17 protein-coding genes and 1 pseudogene are annotated in these 18,278 nt (G+C 69.1%); 5 read left to right on the forward strand and 13 right to left on the reverse strand.

All coding sequences use genetic code 11. From position 1 onward, the window contains the following. Window positions 1-110: 110 nt before the first annotated feature. Window positions 111-878, forward strand: a pseudogene (locus MW290_RS02465) (IS110 family transposase). 282 nt (window positions 879-1,160) lie between these two features. Here MW290_RS02465 and MW290_RS02470 read toward each other — a convergent pair. Beyond that, window positions 1,161-1,610: a hypothetical protein gene (locus MW290_RS02470; RefSeq protein ID WP_250195740.1), complete on the reverse strand. Its 450-nt coding sequence runs from the start codon at window positions 1,608-1,610 to the stop codon at window positions 1,161-1,163. 205 nt (window positions 1,611-1,815) lie between these two features. Here MW290_RS02470 and MW290_RS02475 point away from each other — a divergent pair, with 205 nt between their 5' ends. Further along, window positions 1,816-2,832: an IS110 family RNA-guided transposase gene (locus tag MW290_RS02475; protein ID WP_250195741.1), complete on the forward strand. Its 1,017-nt coding sequence runs from the start codon at window positions 1,816-1,818 to the stop codon at window positions 2,830-2,832. A 599-nt stretch (window positions 2,833-3,431) separates the two neighbouring features. Here the strand turns inward: MW290_RS02475 and pufC are convergent. The 12 genes from pufC to MW290_RS02535 form a co-directional block, all read right to left on the reverse strand. Continuing rightward, window positions 3,432-4,553, reverse strand: coding sequence for a photosynthetic reaction center cytochrome PufC (gene pufC, locus MW290_RS02480; protein WP_250195742.1), 1,122 nt, complete (start codon window positions 4,551-4,553; stop codon window positions 3,432-3,434). After that, the gene (gene pufM / locus MW290_RS02485; protein WP_250195743.1) at window positions 4,550-5,530 is read right to left on the reverse strand and encodes a photosynthetic reaction center subunit M; all 981 of its coding nucleotides are present in this window, start codon (window positions 5,528-5,530) and stop codon (window positions 4,550-4,552) included. The genes pufC and pufM overlap by 4 nt, the downstream gene beginning before the upstream one ends. A gap of 12 nt (window positions 5,531-5,542) precedes the next feature. Continuing rightward, window positions 5,543-6,367, reverse strand: coding sequence for a photosynthetic reaction center subunit L (gene pufL, locus MW290_RS02490; RefSeq protein ID WP_250195744.1), 825 nt, complete (start codon window positions 6,365-6,367; stop codon window positions 5,543-5,545). Between the two features lie 85 nt (window positions 6,368-6,452). Further along, window positions 6,453-6,644 carry a light-harvesting antenna LH1, alpha subunit gene (pufA, locus tag MW290_RS02495; protein WP_250195745.1) on the reverse strand — a complete coding sequence of 64 codons (192 nt, stop codon included), beginning with the start codon at window positions 6,642-6,644 and terminating at the stop codon, window positions 6,453-6,455. A 14-nt stretch (window positions 6,645-6,658) separates the two neighbouring features. Further along, a complete protein-coding gene (locus tag MW290_RS02500) occupies window positions 6,659-6,889 on the reverse strand; it encodes a hypothetical protein (RefSeq protein ID WP_250195746.1) in 231 nt (76 codons plus the stop codon). Window positions 6,890-6,916: 27 nt separating this feature from the next. Beyond that, window positions 6,917-7,066 carry a light-harvesting antenna LH1, beta subunit gene (gene pufB / locus MW290_RS02505; protein WP_046114938.1) on the reverse strand — a complete coding sequence of 50 codons (150 nt, stop codon included), beginning with the start codon at window positions 7,064-7,066 and terminating at the stop codon, window positions 6,917-6,919. Window positions 7,067-7,182: 116 nt separating this feature from the next. Further along, on the reverse strand, window positions 7,183-8,643 hold the full coding sequence (gene bchZ / locus MW290_RS02510) for a chlorophyllide a reductase subunit Z (protein WP_250195747.1): 1,461 nt from the start codon (window positions 8,641-8,643) through the stop codon (window positions 7,183-7,185). Then, a complete protein-coding gene (gene bchY / locus MW290_RS02515) occupies window positions 8,640-10,112 on the reverse strand; it encodes a chlorophyllide a reductase subunit Y (RefSeq protein WP_250195748.1) in 1,473 nt (490 codons plus the stop codon). The genes bchZ and bchY overlap by 4 nt, the downstream gene beginning before the upstream one ends. A gap of 3 nt (window positions 10,113-10,115) precedes the next feature. Then, the gene (locus MW290_RS02520) at window positions 10,116-11,045 is read right to left on the reverse strand and encodes a chlorophyllide a reductase iron protein subunit X (protein ID WP_250195749.1); all 930 of its coding nucleotides are present in this window, start codon (window positions 11,043-11,045) and stop codon (window positions 10,116-10,118) included. Then, a complete protein-coding gene (gene bchC, locus MW290_RS02525) occupies window positions 11,042-12,052 on the reverse strand; it encodes a chlorophyll synthesis pathway protein BchC (RefSeq protein WP_250195750.1) in 1,011 nt (336 codons plus the stop codon). Before bchC ends, MW290_RS02520 begins: the two co-directional genes overlap by 4 nt. A 35-nt stretch (window positions 12,053-12,087) precedes the next feature. Then, window positions 12,088-13,329, reverse strand: coding sequence for a methyltransferase (locus MW290_RS02530; protein WP_250195751.1), 1,242 nt, complete (start codon window positions 13,327-13,329; stop codon window positions 12,088-12,090). 19 nt (window positions 13,330-13,348) lie between these two features. Beyond that, window positions 13,349-14,230, reverse strand: coding sequence for a polyprenyl synthetase family protein (locus MW290_RS02535; protein ID WP_250195752.1), 882 nt, complete (start codon window positions 14,228-14,230; stop codon window positions 13,349-13,351). A 95-nt stretch (window positions 14,231-14,325) separates the two neighbouring features. Here MW290_RS02535 and crtD point away from each other — a divergent pair, with 95 nt between their 5' ends. The 3 genes from crtD to MW290_RS02550 all read left to right on the forward strand — a co-directional run bounded on the left by crtD (window position 14,326) and on the right by MW290_RS02550 (window position 18,225). Next, a complete protein-coding gene (gene crtD / locus MW290_RS02540; protein ID WP_250195753.1) occupies window positions 14,326-15,870 on the forward strand; it encodes a 1-hydroxycarotenoid 3,4-desaturase CrtD in 1,545 nt (514 codons plus the stop codon). Between the two features lie 38 nt (window positions 15,871-15,908). After that, window positions 15,909-16,745 carry a carotenoid 1,2-hydratase family protein gene (locus MW290_RS02545; protein WP_250195754.1) on the forward strand — a complete coding sequence of 279 codons (837 nt, stop codon included), beginning with the start codon at window positions 15,909-15,911 and terminating at the stop codon, window positions 16,743-16,745. A 175-nt stretch (window positions 16,746-16,920) separates the two neighbouring features. Beyond that, on the forward strand, window positions 16,921-18,225 hold the full coding sequence (locus MW290_RS02550) for a GGDEF domain-containing protein (protein WP_250195755.1): 1,305 nt from the start codon (window positions 16,921-16,923) through the stop codon (window positions 18,223-18,225). The last annotated feature ends 53 nt before the right edge of the window (window positions 18,226-18,278 follow it).

The following is an 18,278-nucleotide window of genomic DNA, read 5'->3' on the forward strand; positions in this document are numbered from 1 at the left end:
TTGCGCGCAAGGTCGCCTGCAACGAATAGAAGGGACTTCCCCACTCCAGCAACGGTATCGAGGTACCAAGATTGACTTGTGAAAGGCGATCTGATCGGAAAGAGAAAGTCATGACGGAGGTTACACGCAGCGCGGTGGCGCGAGAAGTGGTGCGGCTTGGGGTCGATCTGTCCAAGCGGATGTTCCAGGTGCACACGGTCGACAGGTGGGGCCGGGTAGTGTTGGTCAAAGCGCTGTCGCCGGATCGGTTCTCCGCTTGGTGCGCCGAATTGCCCGCCGGCTGCCTTGTGGCGATGGAAGCCTGCGGTGGCGCGCACCACGTAGCGCGGCGCTTGTGCCTTCTGGGTCTGGATGCGAGGCTGATCGCCGGTCACTTCGTCACCCCCATACCACATGGCTGGCAGGGGCGGGAACAACGATGCCAACGACGCGGCCGCGATCTGCGAGGCCGCGTGCCGACCGCACATGCGCTTCGTGCCTGTGAAGAAGGCCGAGCAGCAGGGCCAGCTCAGCGTGCACCGCGTGCGTGAGGCCTACAAGGCCGAGCGCACCGCGCTGATCAACCGCATCCGCGGCGTGCTGGCCGAGTTCGGTTTGGTCTACCCGCAAAGCCCCGAGGCGATGACTACCTGCGAACGCTGTTGATCCAGGGCGCGAAGTCGGCGGTGATGACCGCCGCCAAACGATCCGACCGCATCAGCCCGTGGCTGGTGCAATTGAAAGAACGGGTCGGCTGGCAGAAGGCCGTGGTGGCGCTGGCCAACAAGCATGCGCGCATCCTGTCGGCCGTGCTGACCCGGGATGGCCGATTCAATCCGAACCATGTTCCCGAGGCACCGGCGCCGCACTGCGCATTGAGCCAGCGGCCGGCGCTCTGAACGATTCGTTCCCACCCGCAGACGCAAAGCGCAGATAGCACCACAGGTCAGACCGGCGGCAGCCAAACCCGGTAGCCCTCAAGGGCGCGATGCCCGACGAGCGAATGGGGCACTGCCGAGCGGTTCGTATCTGGGGCGTCGGCATTGACCGAAAACAAGCCCGCCTGTGGGTGTGCAGTCTGTTCCTTGTCGGCGATGTCACTGCGCGCCGCGACTGCTGGGCGGAACCGAATCCGGAATCAATTCAAACCGTTGACCGAGAGGGGAGTCCCTGTAGAAGGGTTAGGCCCCACTTCTTGGGCCACGGATTGAAGTGGCAACAGGTTCGAACGCTTGGACTGATGCTCGGTAGTCTTCGCAAGCGTAGTCGTGGAGAGTGAGTTGTACGGCTGCATCGGGTGCCGCAACCACGACGCTGAGTACTCGATAGTTGCTGGAGGCGTCCAGGAGATCAAGAATCGAACTCGCTGTGGCGCCAGCGGTTGAAGCGGAGCGTTGCTTGACCTCCCATTTCGCCTTGGGGTCCGCGACGAAGTTGCGCTCGTGAACGCCCTGAAGATAGGCGGCCGCTTCTGTCGCGCTGCTATAGGTTCGGCCAAGGGTGAGCGCCTTTATATAGCAGCCCTTGGTTCCATCTTTCGATTCGAGATATGGAATGCCGTTGACGCCTTCAACCTTCTTCCAGTCCGAGGGTGCTCTAAATGACCAAGGACCAATATCGATCGTGTTCATCCCCGCTGCTGAGAGACGTAATGGCGCAAGGGCCGCGATCGAAAGGAGTGCAGTTGCACCGATGAGGCTACGTCGTTGCATCTGTGGGCCCTAACGAATGGAAGGGCCTTCCCCGCCTTGAGTGATCCGCAGTGCGAAGCGTCGAGTAACGGCGCCAAGATGGGAAGTGCGAACTCTCATCAACTCACCTGGAAGGGGAAGGCCCATGACCATTATTGCCACGGGTATCGATCTGGCGAAGAACGTCTTTGCGGTGCACGGCGTGAACGCCACTGGGGTGGTGCAACTGCGTGAGCCGAAGGTGGCGCGCAGCAAGCTGCAAGCGCTGATCGCTGCACTGCCGCCGGGTGTCATCGGTATGGAGGCGTGCTCTGGAGCGCACCACTGGGCGCGGCAGTTTCAGGCGCACGGCCACACCGTGCGCCTGATGGCGCCGAAGCTGGTCACGCCCTACCGCATGAGCGGCAAGCGGGGCAAGAACGACGCGGCCGACGCGGCTGCGATCTGCGAGGCGATGCAGCGACCCAACATGCGCTTCGTTCCGATCAAGACCGAGGAGCAGCAGGCACAGCTGATGGTGCACCGCGCGCGGCAGGGCTTCGTCACCGAGCGCACGGCCTGCATCAACCGCATCCGCGGCCTGCTCTGTGAGTTCGGCATCGTGCTGCCGCTGAAGGCCGAGGTGGTGCGCCGCCAGGCCCGCGAGCACCTGGAGGACCTGCCCGGCTACGCCAACCTGGTCATCGGCGACTTGCTCAGCGAGGTGGCGCACCTGGACGAGCGCATTGCCCAGTACGACCGGCATGTGCACGCCATGGCCCGGCAGAGCACGCCCGCGCAGCAGTTGATGCAGTTGATGGGCATTGGCCAAGCCACGGCCACGGCGCTGGTGGCCATGGTGGGCAATGCCACGGAGTTCAGTTGCGGACGGCAGTTTGCGGCCTGGATCGGGCTGGTGCCGGGGCAGTACAGCTCCGGCGGCAAGGCGCGCCTGGGGCGCATCACCAAGGCCGGTGATCCGTACCTGCGCAGCTTGCTGGTGATGGGTGCTCGGGCAGTGCTCAACGCGGCGAAGAACAAGACCGACGGCATCAGCCGCTGGGCGCTGGCCGTCGAGCAGCGGCGCGGCTACTGGAAGGCGGTGGTGGCCATCGCCGCGAAGAACGCTCGCCTGGCCTGGGCGGTGCTGACCAAGGGCGAAGCCTTCAAGCTGGCGGCCTGAGCGGGGGCGCCGACATGACACCCAGACACCAGTCCCCGGCCTACACCCATCAGTTTGCTGCGGCCCCGCCCTGAGCCGCAGCCCGGTTTCCTCCACTGCGTGATGGCACTCGTTGATGTGCACAGGTTGGCCCGGCATGGGCAGTGACCGTTTAGCTCAAGGAGCCTCTGGCGCGCCAGCAATGGCCCGACAAACTCGGCTAACGAATGGGTCGCCCATGCGCTTCTTCCATCAGGGTCCGCAGCCGGCATGCCGTGCTGCACAGTGACCGCTTGTAGTTTCTTCCGTCCGCACCCTGCGCATCCTGCATCAACGCCCGCCGCAATAGCGCGTGGTGGAGTCTTTTATTCAGCCGTATGACCCAGATTGAATCACTGGCGTGATTCAACGGATCAGTTTCGCTTGACAGGCGGGGAAGCCCTTGTAGTGATCTGAAGCGCAAAACGCCCAGCGTAACCGAATGCGCCCACCATCCTGTCAGTCGTATCCGGACACGCCTGCAGATCAGGCCCTGACCTGCAAGAGGCCGTGGCCGACCTTGCGGCCGGCGGGTCGGGTGATCAGCCGGCACACCCGCCCGCGTCACCGGCCGGGTGGCCTCAGCGCGCCCCCTCCGGCGCCGGGCTGGCGCCCCCCATCAGCGCCGCCAGGCGGCGCAGGCTGCCCTGCCCGTCGTCGGGCGTGGCCGACGACATCGCGGCCGAGGCGGCGGCCGCGGCTTGCGGCGGCATCATCAGCGCGGGGTAGTCCTTCATCATCTGCGCGCCGTACAGCGGCTTGTAGGCGCCCTGGTGGCAGGTGGCGCAGTTGATCTTGGCCACGTCGTGGTTGGGGCCCAGCCGCTCGAGCGGGAAGGTGTCGGTCAGCGGCTCCAGCCACGAGACGTTGAGGTCGCGCACCATGCGGATGCCGTAGTAGGCCGTGGCCCGCTGCGGCGAGCTCTGGTCCCACTGGCCGAACGAACGCGAGTTGTGGCAGAAGGTGCAGTTGACGCCCAGCGACTGGCTCATGTGCATCATCAGCCCGTAGGTCCACTCGGCCTGCTTGGTGGACTGGCGGTTGCCGTCGGGCAGCGCGCTGTTGCCGATGACGCGGATGTTCTCGGCATGCTGCAGGAAGGGCGAGAACGGGTCGTTGGGCAATGAAGCCCAGACAGCCTCGGGCGCCGCAGCGTTCTGGCCCGCGCTGTTGCCCAGCAGGCTGCGCGAGCTGGCCGGCGCCAGCGGCTCGAACCAGGTCTTGCTGGGCACCGGGTTGCCGCGGTGGCAGCTGTAGCAGGTGACGCCGGTACCGGCGACGTGGGTCTTCCAGTCGGTGTTGATGTGCTGCGTCATCTGCAGCATGCGGCGCGCCACCACCTTGGTGTACTTGGCGTCGCTGGCCAGGTTGGCGCCATCGTGGCAGTACACGCAGCCCTGCTCGGGCGACACCCACTGGGTGATGGCGGTCATCGTGCGGGTGAACTCGCCGATGCTCAGGTCGCCCAGCACCTTGACGTTCTGGAACACCTGCGAGGCCTTGGGCCCGTCGGGCGAGGCGGGCGGTGGCGCCTCGGGCGCGGTGTTCAGCGCCGCGTCCTTGGCCAGCAGGCGCGGGTTGTACACCTGCTCCATGCCGGTGCCGCGGTAGCCGGTCTGCACCGTGTCCACCGGCGGCCGTTCGCAGCCGGCCACCAGCAGGCTGGCGGCCAGCACCGCGGCCGTGCTTGCAATGTGCTTCATGGCTTGACCCCTTGCAGCAGCAGGGCCGGATCGGCCACCGGTGCGAAGACTTGCGGATACGAGGGCGCCACGCCGTGCTTGACCGCCCACAGGAACCAGTTGTCCACCACCGTGCCGGTGAGCAGGATGCCGATGCCGCCGGTCAGCGGGCACAGCACCGCGAACCACCAGGCCCAGCGGTGGATGGATTCCATCGTCGCGTTGAAGCCCATGGTCCAGCGCCAGAACAGGGCCGCCCGTTCGCTGGCGGTGCCGCGGTCGGTGATCTGCTCGATCTCACGCTCGCCGCCGAAGCGGCTGACCGCCAGGATGGTGGCGCCGTGCATCGCGAACAGCAGCGTCGCGCCGTACAGGAACGCGATCGACAGCATGTGGAACGGGTTGTAGAACAGGTTGCCGTAGCGCAGCGAGAAGGCGGCCGTCCAGTCCAGGTGCGGGAACAGGCCGAAGGGCACCGCCTCACCGAAGGAGCCCATCAGCACCGGGCGGATGATGCCCAGCACCAGCATCAGCCAGATGGCGGCGGCAAAGGCCCAGGCCACGTGCGTGCCCATGCCCAGCGCCCGCGCCCTGCGGTACATGCGGGCCCACCACAGCAGCACCGAGATGGTCATGCAAAGCCCCGCCAGCAGCCACCAGCCGCCCTGGTTGAGCGGCGGCAGCGTGAGGCCGTAGGCCGGCGGTGGCGGCTCCAGCGCCAGCCAGGGCAGCTGGCGCACGAACTGGATCGGGTCCCAGCCCACGCTGGCCCACATGTTGAGCCCGATGATCTCGAAGGCCGCGAAGCCGAAGATCAGCGAAGCGATGCCCAGCCAGCCCAGGTAGATGGGCCCCAGCTGCGCATCGCCCAGCTTGCCCAGCCAGTGCGAATGCGTGCTGCCGCTGTCACGCTCATGGTCGTCGCGGCCCAGCGAGATGCCGGGGTACGAAGCGCCGGCCACCTGCACGCGGGTGAAGAGGTTTTGATATTCGGCCATGCCAGGTCTCCTTCAACGCCACACCGGCAGGTTGAGCCACCAGGTCCACCACTCGGGCCAGCCGCGGGTCCAGAAGGGCCCGCTGATGACGATGCACACCGCACTCCAGAAGCCCGCCGACAGGGCCAGGAACAGCCCCAGCCGGTGGATGCCCAGGGTGCCGATGGAGTAGCCGATGGCGTCGCGGAAGAAGGTGTTCTCGTGTTCTGCCGTCTTCACCGGCTCACCCTTGGCGGGGTTGGTGGACGACAGGATGAGCGCACCGTGCAGGCTGAGCGCGAAGGTGGTGGCGAAGAAGAAGCTCACCGCCAGCATGTGCGCCGGGTTGTAGTGGAAGTGCAGGTACTGGTAGCCGGTGTTGGACACCCAGTCCAGGTGGCTGATGATCCCGTACGGGAAGCCGTGGCCCCAGGCGCCCAGCAGCACCGGCCGCACCACCACCAGCGTGACGTAGGCCAGGATGGCGAAGCCGAAGGCCACCGGCACGTGGTAGCCGATGCCCAGCTTGCGGCAGATCTCCACCTCGCGCAGTGCCCAGGAGACGAAGGCACCGATGGCGCACACGGTGATCAGCTGCCACAGCCCGCCTTCCATCAGCGGGGCCATGCCCAGACCGTATTTGAGGTCGGGCGGCGCGATGTTGATCTGCCAGAGGTTCCAGGTGGGCCCCTGCGAGGCACCCCAGATGATCAGCAAGGTGCCCACCAGCGAGAAGAACGCAGTGGTGACACCGAAGAAGCCGACCCAGAAGGGGCCGACCCAGAAGTCGAACAGGTCGCCGCCGATCAGCGTGCCGCCGCGGACCCGGTACTTTCTTTCGAAGCTCAGCATGGCCATGGGGCATCCTTTCGCCAGGACGTCGTGGACAGAAGGAGCAGGCAGGTGCCGCAGCCGCGCCGCGGGGCCTGCCTGCGCTGCGGCGCTAGCGCGCCGGTGGTGTTGCGGCCGGCATGGCCGAGTTCTGCGTCGCCACCGCCTTCACCGGCCCGTCGAGCCAGTTGAACTTGTTGGTGGACAGCAGGATGAAATGGATCAACAGCGCCAGCACGAACAGGAACACGAACAGTGCGACCAGCGCGCGCCGGGGATCGAACAAAAGCCAGATACGCCACATGGTGGGGCCTCCTATCAGTCGAGGTAGGACATGAAGGTGTAGACGGCCGCCCTCACCGCGCCGAGCAGCGAAGGCTCGCCCTCGGCGCCCGGCAGCCAGGCCCGCCAGGGCAGCATGAGCAGCTGCGCCAGCAAGGCGAACATCAGCAGCACGGCAAAGCCTGCGATGAACACGCCGGCCGTGGCCAGCGAATCCCGGGCAGGCGCTGCCGTGGGCAGTGCGTGGTGGTGGGTGAGGTCGGTCATGGCAACCCTCTCGTCAGTGCGCTGTGGCTACAGCCACGGCCGCCACATCCACACGAGGATGTGGGCCACGATGGCCACGGCGGTGAACCCGACGAAGCTCGTCATGAACACGCCGTGGAATTCCTTCGCTTCCTGTTCTGTCAGGCCGGAAAGCGAGCCGCTTCTAGGATCAAGCATAGGGAGGGGTCCTTCGATCTATGGCCTTGCGGCCGGTGGTCTTGCGACCGGCACCGCGCAAAAGCCCGCGCGGCAAAGGCTGCCCATGCCGGGCGGAGCGAGGCAGACGCAAGCGTTCATGAGGGCACCGCCTGCGCACCGGCGGCGGCCGGCAGGTCGGCCAGGCCGACACTGGTGCGGCCGGCGCGGCGTGCAGCGTTCTCGGCCGCGTCGCGCAGGGCCTTGGCGGCGGAGATGCGCACCAGCACCGGCTGCGCCTCGACCAGCGATTCCAGCTGCTGGCGGGCGTCTTCGTCCCAGGCCAGGGTGCTGCGTTCACGCGCGGGGGTGGCGGGCACGGCGTCCATCTCGGTGCCCAGCGGCAGCACGTGGAACAGCGCATCGAACAGCGCGTTGCAGTACTCCTGCAGCAGCCAGGTGGCGCCGGCATAACCCATGTACGGCGTGCCGGTGGCGCGGCGGATCACCGCGCCGGGGAAGGAGGCGGCGATCCAGCTGGGCCGCGGGCCGGGGCGTGCGCTGCCGGCCTCGGCCAGGTACATGCGCTCGTTGTACGAGCCGAACATCACCAGCGGCGGCTGCGCATGCAGCAGGCGGCGCACCTCGGCGTTGTCGGTCTTGCTGCCCGGCTTGCGCGCCACCGAGAACTGGCAGGGCAGGCCCAGCTCGTCTTCCAGGTAGTGGCGGATGCCGCGCGCATAGGTCTCGCCGGCCACCACCGCGAAGCTGGCGGTGCCGAAGAAGTCCTGCGTGACCGAGCGCCACAGGTCCCAGATGGGCTTGAGCGTGGTGTGCTTCTCGCGCTCGATGAAGGGCTCCGGGTCCAGCCCGGTGAGCCGCCCCAGCTCGCGCAGGAAGGCGGTGGTGGAATGCATGCCGATGGGCGCCTGCAGGTAGGGCCGCTCCAGGTGCTCGCACAGCAGCCGGCCGTACTCGCGGTACAGGCAGATGTTGACGTCGGCTTCCACCAGCCGCGACACGTCGGCCAGGTGGCTGCCCAGCGGAAACACCATGTTCACTTCGCAGCCGATGCCCTGCACCAGGCGGCGGATCTCGGCCAGATCGCTGGGGCCGTTGAACATGCCGTAGCTGGGGCCGATGAGGTTGACACGCGGCTTGTCGCCCGGCTCGCGCACACGCTCGGGCACCTTGCGCAGGCCGTACTGCTGCCACAGCCAGTACAGCGCGCGGTTGGCGCACTGCCACTGGTCTTCGTCGATGGTGCGCGGCAAAAAGCGCTGCAGCGTGGTGCCTTCGGGCGTCACGCCGCCGCCGATCATCTCGGCGATGCTGCCGGTGACCACCACGCTGGGCAGGTCGGGGTCCAGCGTGGCATGGGCGCGCTTCATCGCGCCTTCGGTGCCTTCGCGGCCCAGCTGCTCTTCGGCCAGGCCGGTGACGACGATGGGCAGCTCATGGGGCGGCAGCGCGTCGGTGTAGTGCAGCACGCTGGTCACCGGCAGGTTCTCGCAGCCCACCGGGCCGTCGATCACCACCTGCAGGCCCTTGATGGCGGTGAAGACATACACCGCCCCCCAGTAGCCGCCCGCGCGGTCATGGTCAATGATGAAGCTCATCCCATCTGCTCCTGCGCCACCTTCAGCTTGATCACGCGGCGGCGGGTGTCGGCGCGGAAGGCGGTGTTGGGCTTCGGCGTGTTTTCCCAGACGCCGGCGTTGTCGCCCTGGCCGGTGCTGCCGAAGAAGTCCTTCATCTGCGTGAAGCGGCCGCGGTTGGCGATGGCCGCGTTGACCACCTGCGCCAGCGAGCCGGCACCGGCCGGGCCCATCAAAGGCCGCGCCGAGATGAGGTTGGTGAAGTACAGCGCCGGTGTGCAGGCCTGCTTGGCCGCCTGCACCACCGGCGTGGTGCCGATGGCCAGGTCGGGCCTGGCGTGCTGCATGGCGTACAAGTCCTGCTCCAGGCTGGCGCGGTACTGCACGTGCACGCCGCGCGCCTCCAGCCATTGGCGGTCGGGCTCGCTCCACGGTGTGGCGGGGCAGGCGGTGCCCACGTAAGGCACTTCAGCGCCGCTCTCGATCAGCAGCCGCGCCACCAGCAGCTCGCTGCCTTCATAGCCGCTGACGGTGATGCGGCCGCGGATGGGCATGCGCGCCAGCGCCCCCTTGATGGCGGGCAGCACCCGCTGCACCGCGCTGTCGATCAACGGCTGGGCCACGCCCACGGTGCGGCCCACGGCCTGCAGCCAGGCCTCGGTGCCGTCCACCCCCACCGGGGCGGAGCCGACGATGGGCCGGCCGGCGGCCTGGAACTCCCGCAGGCTGGCGGTGTAGAAGGGATGGATCGCGGCCACCACGCTGCAGTCCAGCGCCGCATACAGCTCGCGCCATTCGCGGGTGGGTACCACCGGGCCGGCGGCCAGGCCCATGGGCGCCAGCATCATGCCGATGCCCACCGGGTCGGCCGGGAACATCTCGCCCATCAGGCTGACGGTGGGGCGCTCTTCCACGCCGCCGCGCGGCGCGGCCACCGGGCCGGCTTCGGCCTCGTGGCGGGCGAACTTCAGCATCGCGCCGGCCAGCACGTCCTTGGCCTCGGCATGGGTGGGCACGCCGAAGCCGGGCACGTCGATGCCGATGATGCGCACACCGTCGATCTGCTTGGGCAGCAGCTGCAGCGGCACGCCGCTGGCGGTGGGCACGCACAGGTTGATGACGACGATGGCGTCCAGCTTGGCGGGATCGGCCTGCTCATGCACCGCGCGGCGGATGTCCTCGAACAACTGGCCGGTGACCAGCGTCTCGCTGTTGAAGGGCACGTAGCCCACGCTGCGGCGCGCGCCGTAGAAGTGAGAGGTGAAGGTGAGGCCGTAGACGCAGCAGGCCGAGCCGCTGAGGATGGTGGCGGTGCGCCGCATGCGCAGGCCCACGCGCAGCGAGCCGAAGGCCGGGCACATGCTCTGCGGCTGGCCATGCGGGCCGGTCTTGCGGTCCACGGGATAGTCGGCCGCGTAGCGCTGCAGGATCTCGGCCTTGCCGGCCGCCTGCGCGGCGACCTGCATGTCGGCGGTGGAGTGGCAGCTCATGGCTCAGGCCGCGTCGTAGATCACTTCGAGCGAAGGCCGCACCACCAGCGTCTGGCCGGTCATGTCGGCTTCGGTGGCGGGCTGCAGCACCACGTCGCGACCCACGCTGTCGGCCGAGAACAGGCTCAGCAGCTCGTCCTGCGTCTGCGGCTTGGGCCGCACCGGCGGCGCCTCACCCACGTTGATGGCCAGGGTCTCGAAGAGCGGCGCCCAGGCGGTGCCGGGGCGGCCGATGATCTCGTAGCTGGCGCTCTTGCGGCGGATGTCCTCGTTGGCGGGAATCGCCGCCAGCACCGGGATGCCGGCCTTGTCGGCGAAGGCCGCAGCCTCGCCGGTGCCGTCGTCCTTGTTGATGACCATGCCGGCCACGCCCACGTTGCCGCCCAGCTTGCGGAAGTACTCCACCGCGCTGCACACGTTGTTGGCCACGTACAGGCTTTGCAGGTCGTTGCTGGCCACCACGATGACCTTCTGGCACATGTCGCGGGCGATCGGCAGGCCGAAGCCGCCGCACACCACGTCGCCCAGGAAGTCCAGCAGCACGTAGTCGAAGCCCCACTCGTGGAAGCCGAGCTTTTCCAGCGTCTCGAAGCCGTGGATGATCCCGCGGCCGCCGCAGCCGCGGCCCACTTCGGGCCCGCCCAGCTCCATCGCGTAAACGCCGTCGCGCTTGAAGCACACGTCGCCGATGGCCACCGCCTCGCCGGCCAGCTTCTTCTTGCTGCTGGTCTCGATGATGGTGGGGCAGGCCTTGCCACCAAACAGCAAGCTGGTGGTGTCGCTCTTCGGATCGCAACCGATCAGCAGCACCTTCTTGCCCTGCTGGGCCATCATGTAGCTGAGGTTGGCCAGGGTGAAGCTCTTGCCGATGCCACCCTTGCCATAGATGGCAATGATCTGCGTTTCGGGCTTGTTGACCGGGTCGGCGTTCATGCGTGGTGTCTCCAGTCCAGGACCATCTTGAGGCAGGCGCTGTCGCCAAAGGCCGTGGCGTAGGCGCCCGCGGCATGGGCGGCCAGCTCGTGGTGGGTGATCAGGCCGTCCAGCGAGACACGGCCGGTTTCCACCAGCTCCTTGACCGCCAGCAGATCGGGCCGCTGCCACTCGGCGGCGCAGCGGATCTGCACCTCGCGCATGAAGGCGGGTGCAAATGCAAACTGAAGCGGCTGGCTGTAGAAGCCGGCCAGCACGATCTCGCCGCCCGGCGCCAGGCGCATGACCAGCGTGTCGATGATCCCGGCGTCACCGCTCACGTCGTAGATCGCGCGGTAGTCGCGGCGCGGGTCGTCGTCGGGGTGCATCACCGGGTAGCCTTCGCCGCCACCGCAGCGGCCGGGCTCACGCTCCCACACGGTGGGCGGCGGCAGGCCGGCGGCCACCGTCATGCGGGCCAGCAAGCGGCCCAGCACGCCGTGGCCGACGATGAGGTCGGGCGCCACGATGGGGTCGCGCTTGCCGCCGCCGGCCACCGAGTGGTAGGCCGTGGCGGCCAGCGCCATCAGCACCGCCTGTTCGCCCAGGTGCTCGGCCACCGGCAGTGCGCGGGCACCCGGCACCACCAGGCAGGCCGCGGCGCCACCGAAGAGGCCGCGCACGTCGCCGAAGCAGCGGGCGCCGGGCACGAACACCCGTTCACCCACCTGCAGGCCGGCGGCCGGTCCGGCGCGCACCACACGGCCCACGGATTCATAACCCGGCACCAGCGGGTAGCCCATGCCGGGGAAGGCCGGCATGCGGCCGGTCCACAGCAGGCGTTCGGTGCCGGTGCTGATGCCGCTCCATTCCACGTCGACCACCACGTCGGCGTCGGTGGGCTCCACCAGCGGCAGGTCGTTCAGCGAAAGCCGGCCAGGTTCTTCCAACACCACGGCCAGGCTGTGCAGGCCCGCCGCGCGGGAGCCTGCACGGGTGTGGGAGGTGGGGTGAACTGCGGATGCCATGAGTGTCAGGATACGCCTCAGTGATCGAGTGTCAACTAAGATTTACACCCAACGAGGATGCTGCATTGCAGTGGCAGCCGCGTGCGCAGCCGCCGCACGCCGGTGAAGCCGGCGGCCTGCAGCAAGGTGGTGAGCTGCCCGGCCGTGCGCGGCCGGCCGCGCCCCATGGCCAGCAGGTAGAGGCCGAAGTACGCATCGCCCATGGCCTGCGCGCCAGGGGTGCCGGCCATGGGCTCGGCCAGCAGCAGCCGGCCACCGGGTGTCAGCGCCTCGAAGGCGGCGCGCAGCAGGGCCTGCACGGTGGCGTCGTCGTGGTCGTGCACCACGCGCACCAGGGTCAGCAAGTCGGCGCCGCGCGGCAGCGGCTGCAGCCGGAAGTCGCCGCCCACCCGCTGCGCGCTGGCCGGCAGGCGCGGGCTGGGCCGCGCCACCACCGCGGGCAGGTCGAACAGCACCAGTTGCAGCTGCGGATGGCGGGCATGCACGCTGGCCAGAAAGCTGCCATCGCCGCCGGCCACGTCCAGCACGCAGCGGTGGCGGCTGAAGTCATGGGCGTCGAGGATCTCGCCCGCCACCAACGGCTGCGAAGCGGCCATCAACGCCGAATAGGCCGCCACCTGCTCGGCCGACAGGCCGCGGGCGTCGCCGGTGTCGGCATAAGGCCAGTAGCCGGCCAGCGCGGCCTGCATGCCAGGTTGGCCGTTCGGCCCGCTCTCGCCGTTCCCGCCATTCACGCCGTTCAGGCTGGCCGCCCTGCCCTCCCCGGCCGCGCCGCGGCGCAGCAGCGCCAGCGGGTCGTGCAGGTCGGCATACAGCGCAGCATGGTGTTCCACCATCGCGGCCAGGCCGGCGTTGCCCACCATCGGCGCGCCCAGCGGGCCCAGGCCGTAGCCGCTGGCGCCGCGCTGTTCCAGCAGGCGCAGCGCCACCGCCGCGTCCAGCAGCCGGGCGGCGGCCGGCTCGGGCAGGCGCCAGGTGGCGGCCAGCGCGGCCAGCGGCTGCGGGCCGGCGGCCAGCAGGTCGAAGGCGCGCAGCCGCACGCAGGCCAGCAGCACCTGCGAATAGACGAAGCCGGCCATCAGGTCGAACAACTGCTGCGCCCGGCGGCGGGCGATCGGCCGCGTCAACGGGTTGGCCGCCGCCCAGCGCTGGAAGCCCGGGCTGGCCAAGCAGCCGTCGCGCCAGTGCTGCCAGCGGGCCTGCCAGCGGCGCCACAGGCGGGTGTCATCGGTCGCGCCCACGGCAGGCGGGCGGGCAGCGGGTGAAGAAGGCGGCATGCAGATGGGGCGTTGGGCTTCAGGCAGCCGAAGCCATCCATTCCGCGCACAAGGCGCTGGGCACCAGGCGTTCGCTTTCCAGCCGCACCAGCGCCCGCAACTTGTCAGCGCCACGGCATTCGGGCACCGCCTGCGAGGCGGCGGCGATCAGCTCGCGAAAGCGATCGATCGCACCGGCCACGCCATCGCGGCGGGCCACGCTGGGCCGGCCCAGGGCCAGGTCGCGGCCGATGGGCTTGCCCAGCAAGCTGGGGTCGGCGGCCACGTCGCGCACATCGTCGGCCACCTGATAGGCCTCGCCCAGGCATTCGCCGAAGGCGCGCCAGGCCGCCGGCTCGGCGCCCGCGGCTTGCGCACCCGCCGCGGTGGCGGCGCCGAAGAGCGCGCCCGTCTTGGCCCGCTGGTACTGCGCCAGCGACACCTGCGGCTCGCATTCCCAGGCCTGGCCGGCGCAGATGCCGCCCGGCATGCCGACACCGGCCGCCACCGTGGCCAGCACCGGCGGCACGCGGGTGGGCCGGCTGCAGCGCACCTCGGCCAGCACCTGGAAGGCCCGCACGATCAAGGCATCACCCGCCAGCACGGCCAGCCGCTCACCGAAGGCGCGGTGCACGCTGGGCAGTCCGCGGCGCAGCGGCGCGTCGTCGAAGCAAGGCAGGTCGTCGTGCACCAGCGAGGCACAGTGCAGCAGCTCGATGGCCACCGCGGCCGCACCGGCCAGGGCCGGCTCGTCGTTGCCGCAGGCGGCGGCCACCGCCAGCACCAGCCGTGGCCGCACGCGGGCGCCGCCGGGCAGCACGGCATGGCGCACCGCCGCGGCCAGCCGCGGCGGGTGGCCCGGCCCTTCGGCGCCCTGCAGGGCGGCCAGCAGCAACTCCTCGATGCGGTGCGATTCGTTCACGGGGCGCTCCCTGCCGGCTCGGCGTGTCATTTATAAATGACACAACAACTTTCGCCGTATGTAAATTAGGATAGACACATGCAGCAGGAGCGTCAATGTCCCTCCGCGTGACGGTGATCGGCGCCGGCGTCGGCGGACTGGTGTGTGCCGCGCTGCTGGCCGCCCAGGGCCACGACGTGCTGTTGCTGGAAAAAGCCGACAGCCCCGGCGGCAAGCTGCGCGAGGTGCTGGCCGGCGGCCAGCCGATGGACGCCGGCCCTACGGTGTTCACCTTGCGCGCGGTGTTCGACGAGCTGTTCGAGCAGTTGGGCCAGCGGCTGGACGACCACCTGCACCTGGAGCCGGCCTCAGTGCTGGCCCGCCACGCCTGGGATGCCGAGCAGCACCTGGACCTGCATGCCGATTTCGAAGCCAGCGTGGACGCCATCGGCCACTTCGCCGGCGCGGCCGAGGCCCGCGGCTACCGCCGCTTCTGCCAACGCGCCCGCCGCATCCACGACACGCTGTTGCAGCCCTTCATGCGCAGCCAGCGCCCCGGCGTCATGGGTCTGGCGGCGCGCGTGGCCTGGCAGGGCCTGCCGGGGCTGGCGCGCATCTCGCCCTTCGGCAGCCTGGCCTCGGCGCTGGCCGGGCATTTCCGCGACGAGCGGCTGCGCCAGCTGTTCGGCCGCTATGCCACCTACTGCGGCTCATCGCCCTGGCTGGCCCCGGCCACGCTGATGCTGGTGGCCCATGTGGAGCGCAGCGGCGTCTGGTACGTGGACGGCGGCATGCACCGCCTGGCCCAGGTGCTGGCGGCGCTGGCCACGCGGGCCGGCGCCCGGCTGCGCTACGGCGCCACGGTGCAGGAAGTGCTGGTGCAGGGCGGCCGCGCCTGCGGCGTGCGGCTGGCCACCGGTGAGCGCGTGGCCGCCGATGCGGTGGTGTTCAACGGCGACGTGGGCGCATTGGCCGCCGGCCACCTGGGGGCTGCGGTGCGCGATGCGGCCGGCCCCGGCGCGCCGACGCGGCCACAGCGCTCCCTGTCGGCCGTGACCTGGAATGCGGTGGCCAGCTGCCGCGGCTTTCCGCTGCTGCGGCACAACGTGTTCTTCTCGGCCGACTACCGCGCCGAGTTCAACGACCTGCAGGCGGGCCGGCTGCCGCGCGAGCCCACCGCCTACCTGTGCGCCCAGGACCGCCGAGACAGCCCCCGCACCGTGCATGGCGGCCCCGAGCGCCTGCTGCTGCTGGTCAATGCCCCGCCCGACGGCGATGGCGACAGCCGCGCGCTGCGGCCCGAGGAGATCGAAAGATGCAGGCAGACCACCTTCCAGCGCCTGGCCCGCTGCGGCCTGATGCTCAAGCCCGAATCGGCGATGGTGACCACCACGCCGACGGACTTCGAGGCGATGTTCCCGGGCACCGGCGGGGCCTTGTACGGTCCGGCCAGCCATGGCTGGCAGGCGTCGTTCCGGCGGTCGGGCGCGGCCAGCCGCCTGCCGGGCCTGTACCTGGCGGGCGGCAGCACGCACCCGGGGCCGGGCGTGCCGATGGCGGCGCTCTCGGGCCGGCTGGCCGCGCAGCGCGTGACGGCCGACCTTGCTTCGATGCGGCGCCCCCACCCGGTGGTTATGCCTGGTGGTACCTCGATGCGCTGAGCGACGACGGCCGCCACGGCCTGGCGCTCATCGCCTTCGTGGGCAGCGTGTTCTCGCCCTATTACGCCGCGGCCCGCCGCCGTGGCGAGGCGCTGGCCGCCGATCACTGCGCCGTCAACCTGGCGCTGTACGGCGCGGGCGGCCACCGCTGGGCGATGACCGAACGCGGCGCTGTCCAGCTCGACCGCAGCGCCGACCACCTGGCCATCGGGCCCAGCCAGCTGCACTGGCGGGGCGACCGGCTGGTGATCGACGTCGACGAGATCACCGCGCCCTGGCCTTCACGGCTGCGTGGCCGCATCGAACTGCAGGCACGCTGCCTGACCGGCATCGACCTCACGCTGGACGCCGCCGGCCGCCACCACTGGACGCCCATCGCGCCCAGCGCCCGGGTGACGGTGGCGCTGGACCGGCCCGGCCTGCACTGGTCGGGCCACGGCTACCTGGACGCCAATGCCGGCAGCCGGCCACTGGAGCAGGACTTCGCGACCTGGAGCTGGTGCCGCGCGGGGCTGGCAGATGGCCGAGAAGGCCGAGAAGGCCGCACCGCCGTCACCTACGACGTGCAGCGGCTGGACGGCAGCACCCAGGCGCTGGCGCTGGCCATCGACGTGGACGGCGGTATGCAGATGTTGGAGCCGCCGCCCGCAGCCACGCTGGCACCGGGCTGGTGGGGCGTGGACCGCCCGGTGCGCGGCACCGACCCGCGGCTGCTGCTGGCGATGGAGGACGGGCCCTTCTACAACCGCTCGCTGATCGAGACCACGCTGTGCGGCGAGCGCGTGCGGGCGGTGCACGAGAGCCTGTCGCTGCTGCGCTTTCGCCAGCGCTGGGTGCAGGCGCTGCTGCCCTTCAAGATGCCCAGACGGGCCTGACGCCGGCGACGGTCGGAGGCCTGAGCACCGGCGCAGGCAATTGGCAAAGGCGGATGCTGCGTCCAGAATGGACGGCCATGGCCAGACTTTGGCACCAATTGCACCGCCCCCTGCGCCGGCCATGAAAGCCAGCCGGTCGATGGCCTTTGACGGAGACGCCGGAATTGATAGACGAATGAGCAACAACGAAGGATCCAGGCAGCAAGGTGAAGTCTCCGGGGCCTTTCTCATCGGCATGCTGCAATCATTTGGCGCCACGCACATCCTGCCGCCGGAGCAGATTCCATTCCCCGTCGAAGGCTTGTGTGCCGAGTCGTGGTACCCCTACGACTACCTGGTCAAACTCAATCAGCTGATCGAGGACCAGGTGCCGCACTCGGCCAGCATCCTGTTCTGGGCCGGAGTGCGATTCATTGAACTCTGGCACCGGCAGGGCCCAGGCAAGCACATGGTCCGCAGCGGCCTGGACTGGGTGTATTGCAATGACAGGGGCGGCGGATACCACTCGGTGGTCAGGGGCGACAACATCGGCTGGTGCCGCAATCGCCTGACCGACGAAGCGCAGGGAGTGGCATGGATCGAGAACGTGATGCCGCTGTCGCCGGCCTATCTCCGCGGCATCTTCTTCGGTGGCTTTTATTTGTTCGACGACATGGCGTACTTCAATACCGAAGTCGAAAGCGTCACCCACGATGCTGCATTGCCCTTCCAATGCACCGTCATCAAGCTGATCTTCAAGAAGGCCAATCCCGCCATACCACCGGCGCGGCTGGCGCAATTGCGCAGCGTGGGCGACGTTGCCGGAACGCTGTCGGCGCCAGAGGCTGAAGAACTGCTCTGGCGCTACCGCCACCAACTCAACCTCTCGAGCTTGCTGAGCGACTACAACGAGAACATCGCTGACCTGACGGGCCGCGCTTTCAGCAGCCTGCATGCCATCACCGACCAATTGGCCGCTGCCAACCTGCAACTGGCTTCCGAGGCCACCACCGATCCCCTCACCGGCCTGCACAACAAGCGCTACTTCGACCGCGAGATCTTGGCAAAGCTGAACTTCGCACGGCGCGAGCAGCATGCGGTGTGCGCCATGATGATCGACATCGATCACTTCAAGAGATTCAACGACCACTACGGCCACCTGGCCGGCGACGCCGCCATCAAGTCGGTGGCCGACTGCCTCAGCAGCACCATCGCCCGCGGCAGCGACCTGATCGCGCGCTTCGGCGGCGAGGAGTTCGTGGTGATTCTCGTGAACATCGACACGGCGGGCGTGCACAGGGTCGCCCGGAGGATCGCGGCGGCGATCGCGGCCCTGCGTATCCCGCATGAGAAGTCGGGCTGCTGCGCCTTCTTGACCATCAGCGTCGGCTCGGCGATGGCGCAGGGCAACAGCGACGTCCAGGCGCTGCTCCAGCGGGCCGACGACGCCCTCTACCGCGCCAAGGCGCAAGGCCGAAACCGACACGTGCATGCCGCTTGACCGGCACCTCCCACCGGGCGGCAGCGTTCGGTCACCATCAAGTCCGCAGTGGC

Source organism: Aquincola tertiaricarbonis (assembly GCF_023573145.1).
In the GTDB taxonomy this organism is placed as follows: domain Bacteria; phylum Pseudomonadota; class Gammaproteobacteria; order Burkholderiales; family Burkholderiaceae_C; genus Aquincola; species Aquincola tertiaricarbonis_B.

Bases quoted from the DNA above. Each gene is read 5' to 3' on its own strand.
- MW290_RS02470 (WP_250195740.1), bottom strand. From the start codon at position 1,610: ATGAACACGATCGATATTGGTCCTTGGTCATTTAGAGCACCCTCGGAC.
- MW290_RS02475 (WP_250195741.1), top strand. From the start codon at position 1,816: ATGACCATTATTGCCACGGGTATCGATCTGGCGAAGAACGTCTTTGCG.
- pufC (WP_250195742.1), bottom strand. From the start codon at position 4,553: ATGAAGCACATTGCAAGCACGGCCGCGGTGCTGGCCGCCAGCCTGCTG.
- pufM (WP_250195743.1), bottom strand. From the start codon at position 5,530: ATGGCCGAATATCAAAACCTCTTCACCCGCGTGCAGGTGGCCGGCGCT.
- pufL (WP_250195744.1), bottom strand. From the start codon at position 6,367: ATGGCCATGCTGAGCTTCGAAAGAAAGTACCGGGTCCGCGGCGGCACG.
- pufA (WP_250195745.1), bottom strand. From the start codon at position 6,644: ATGTGGCGTATCTGGCTTTTGTTCGATCCCCGGCGCGCGCTGGTCGCA.
- MW290_RS02500 (WP_250195746.1), bottom strand. From the start codon at position 6,889: ATGACCGACCTCACCCACCACCACGCACTGCCCACGGCAGCGCCTGCC.
- pufB (WP_046114938.1), bottom strand. From the start codon at position 7,066: ATGCTTGATCCTAGAAGCGGCTCGCTTTCCGGCCTGACAGAACAGGAA.
- bchZ (WP_250195747.1), bottom strand. From the start codon at position 8,643: ATGAGCTTCATCATTGACCATGACCGCGCGGGCGGCTACTGGGGGGCG.
- bchY (WP_250195748.1), bottom strand. From the start codon at position 10,112: ATGAGCTGCCACTCCACCGCCGACATGCAGGTCGCCGCGCAGGCGGCC.
- MW290_RS02520 (WP_250195749.1), bottom strand. From the start codon at position 11,045: ATGAACGCCGACCCGGTCAACAAGCCCGAAACGCAGATCATTGCCATC.
- bchC (WP_250195750.1), bottom strand. From the start codon at position 12,052: ATGGCATCCGCAGTTCACCCCACCTCCCACACCCGTGCAGGCTCCCGC.
- MW290_RS02530 (WP_250195751.1), bottom strand. From the start codon at position 13,329: ATGCCGCCTTCTTCACCCGCTGCCCGCCCGCCTGCCGTGGGCGCGACC.
- crtD (WP_250195753.1), top strand. From the start codon at position 14,326: ATGTCCCTCCGCGTGACGGTGATCGGCGCCGGCGTCGGCGGACTGGTG.
- MW290_RS02550 (WP_250195755.1), top strand. From the start codon at position 16,921: ATGAGCAACAACGAAGGATCCAGGCAGCAAGGTGAAGTCTCCGGGGCC.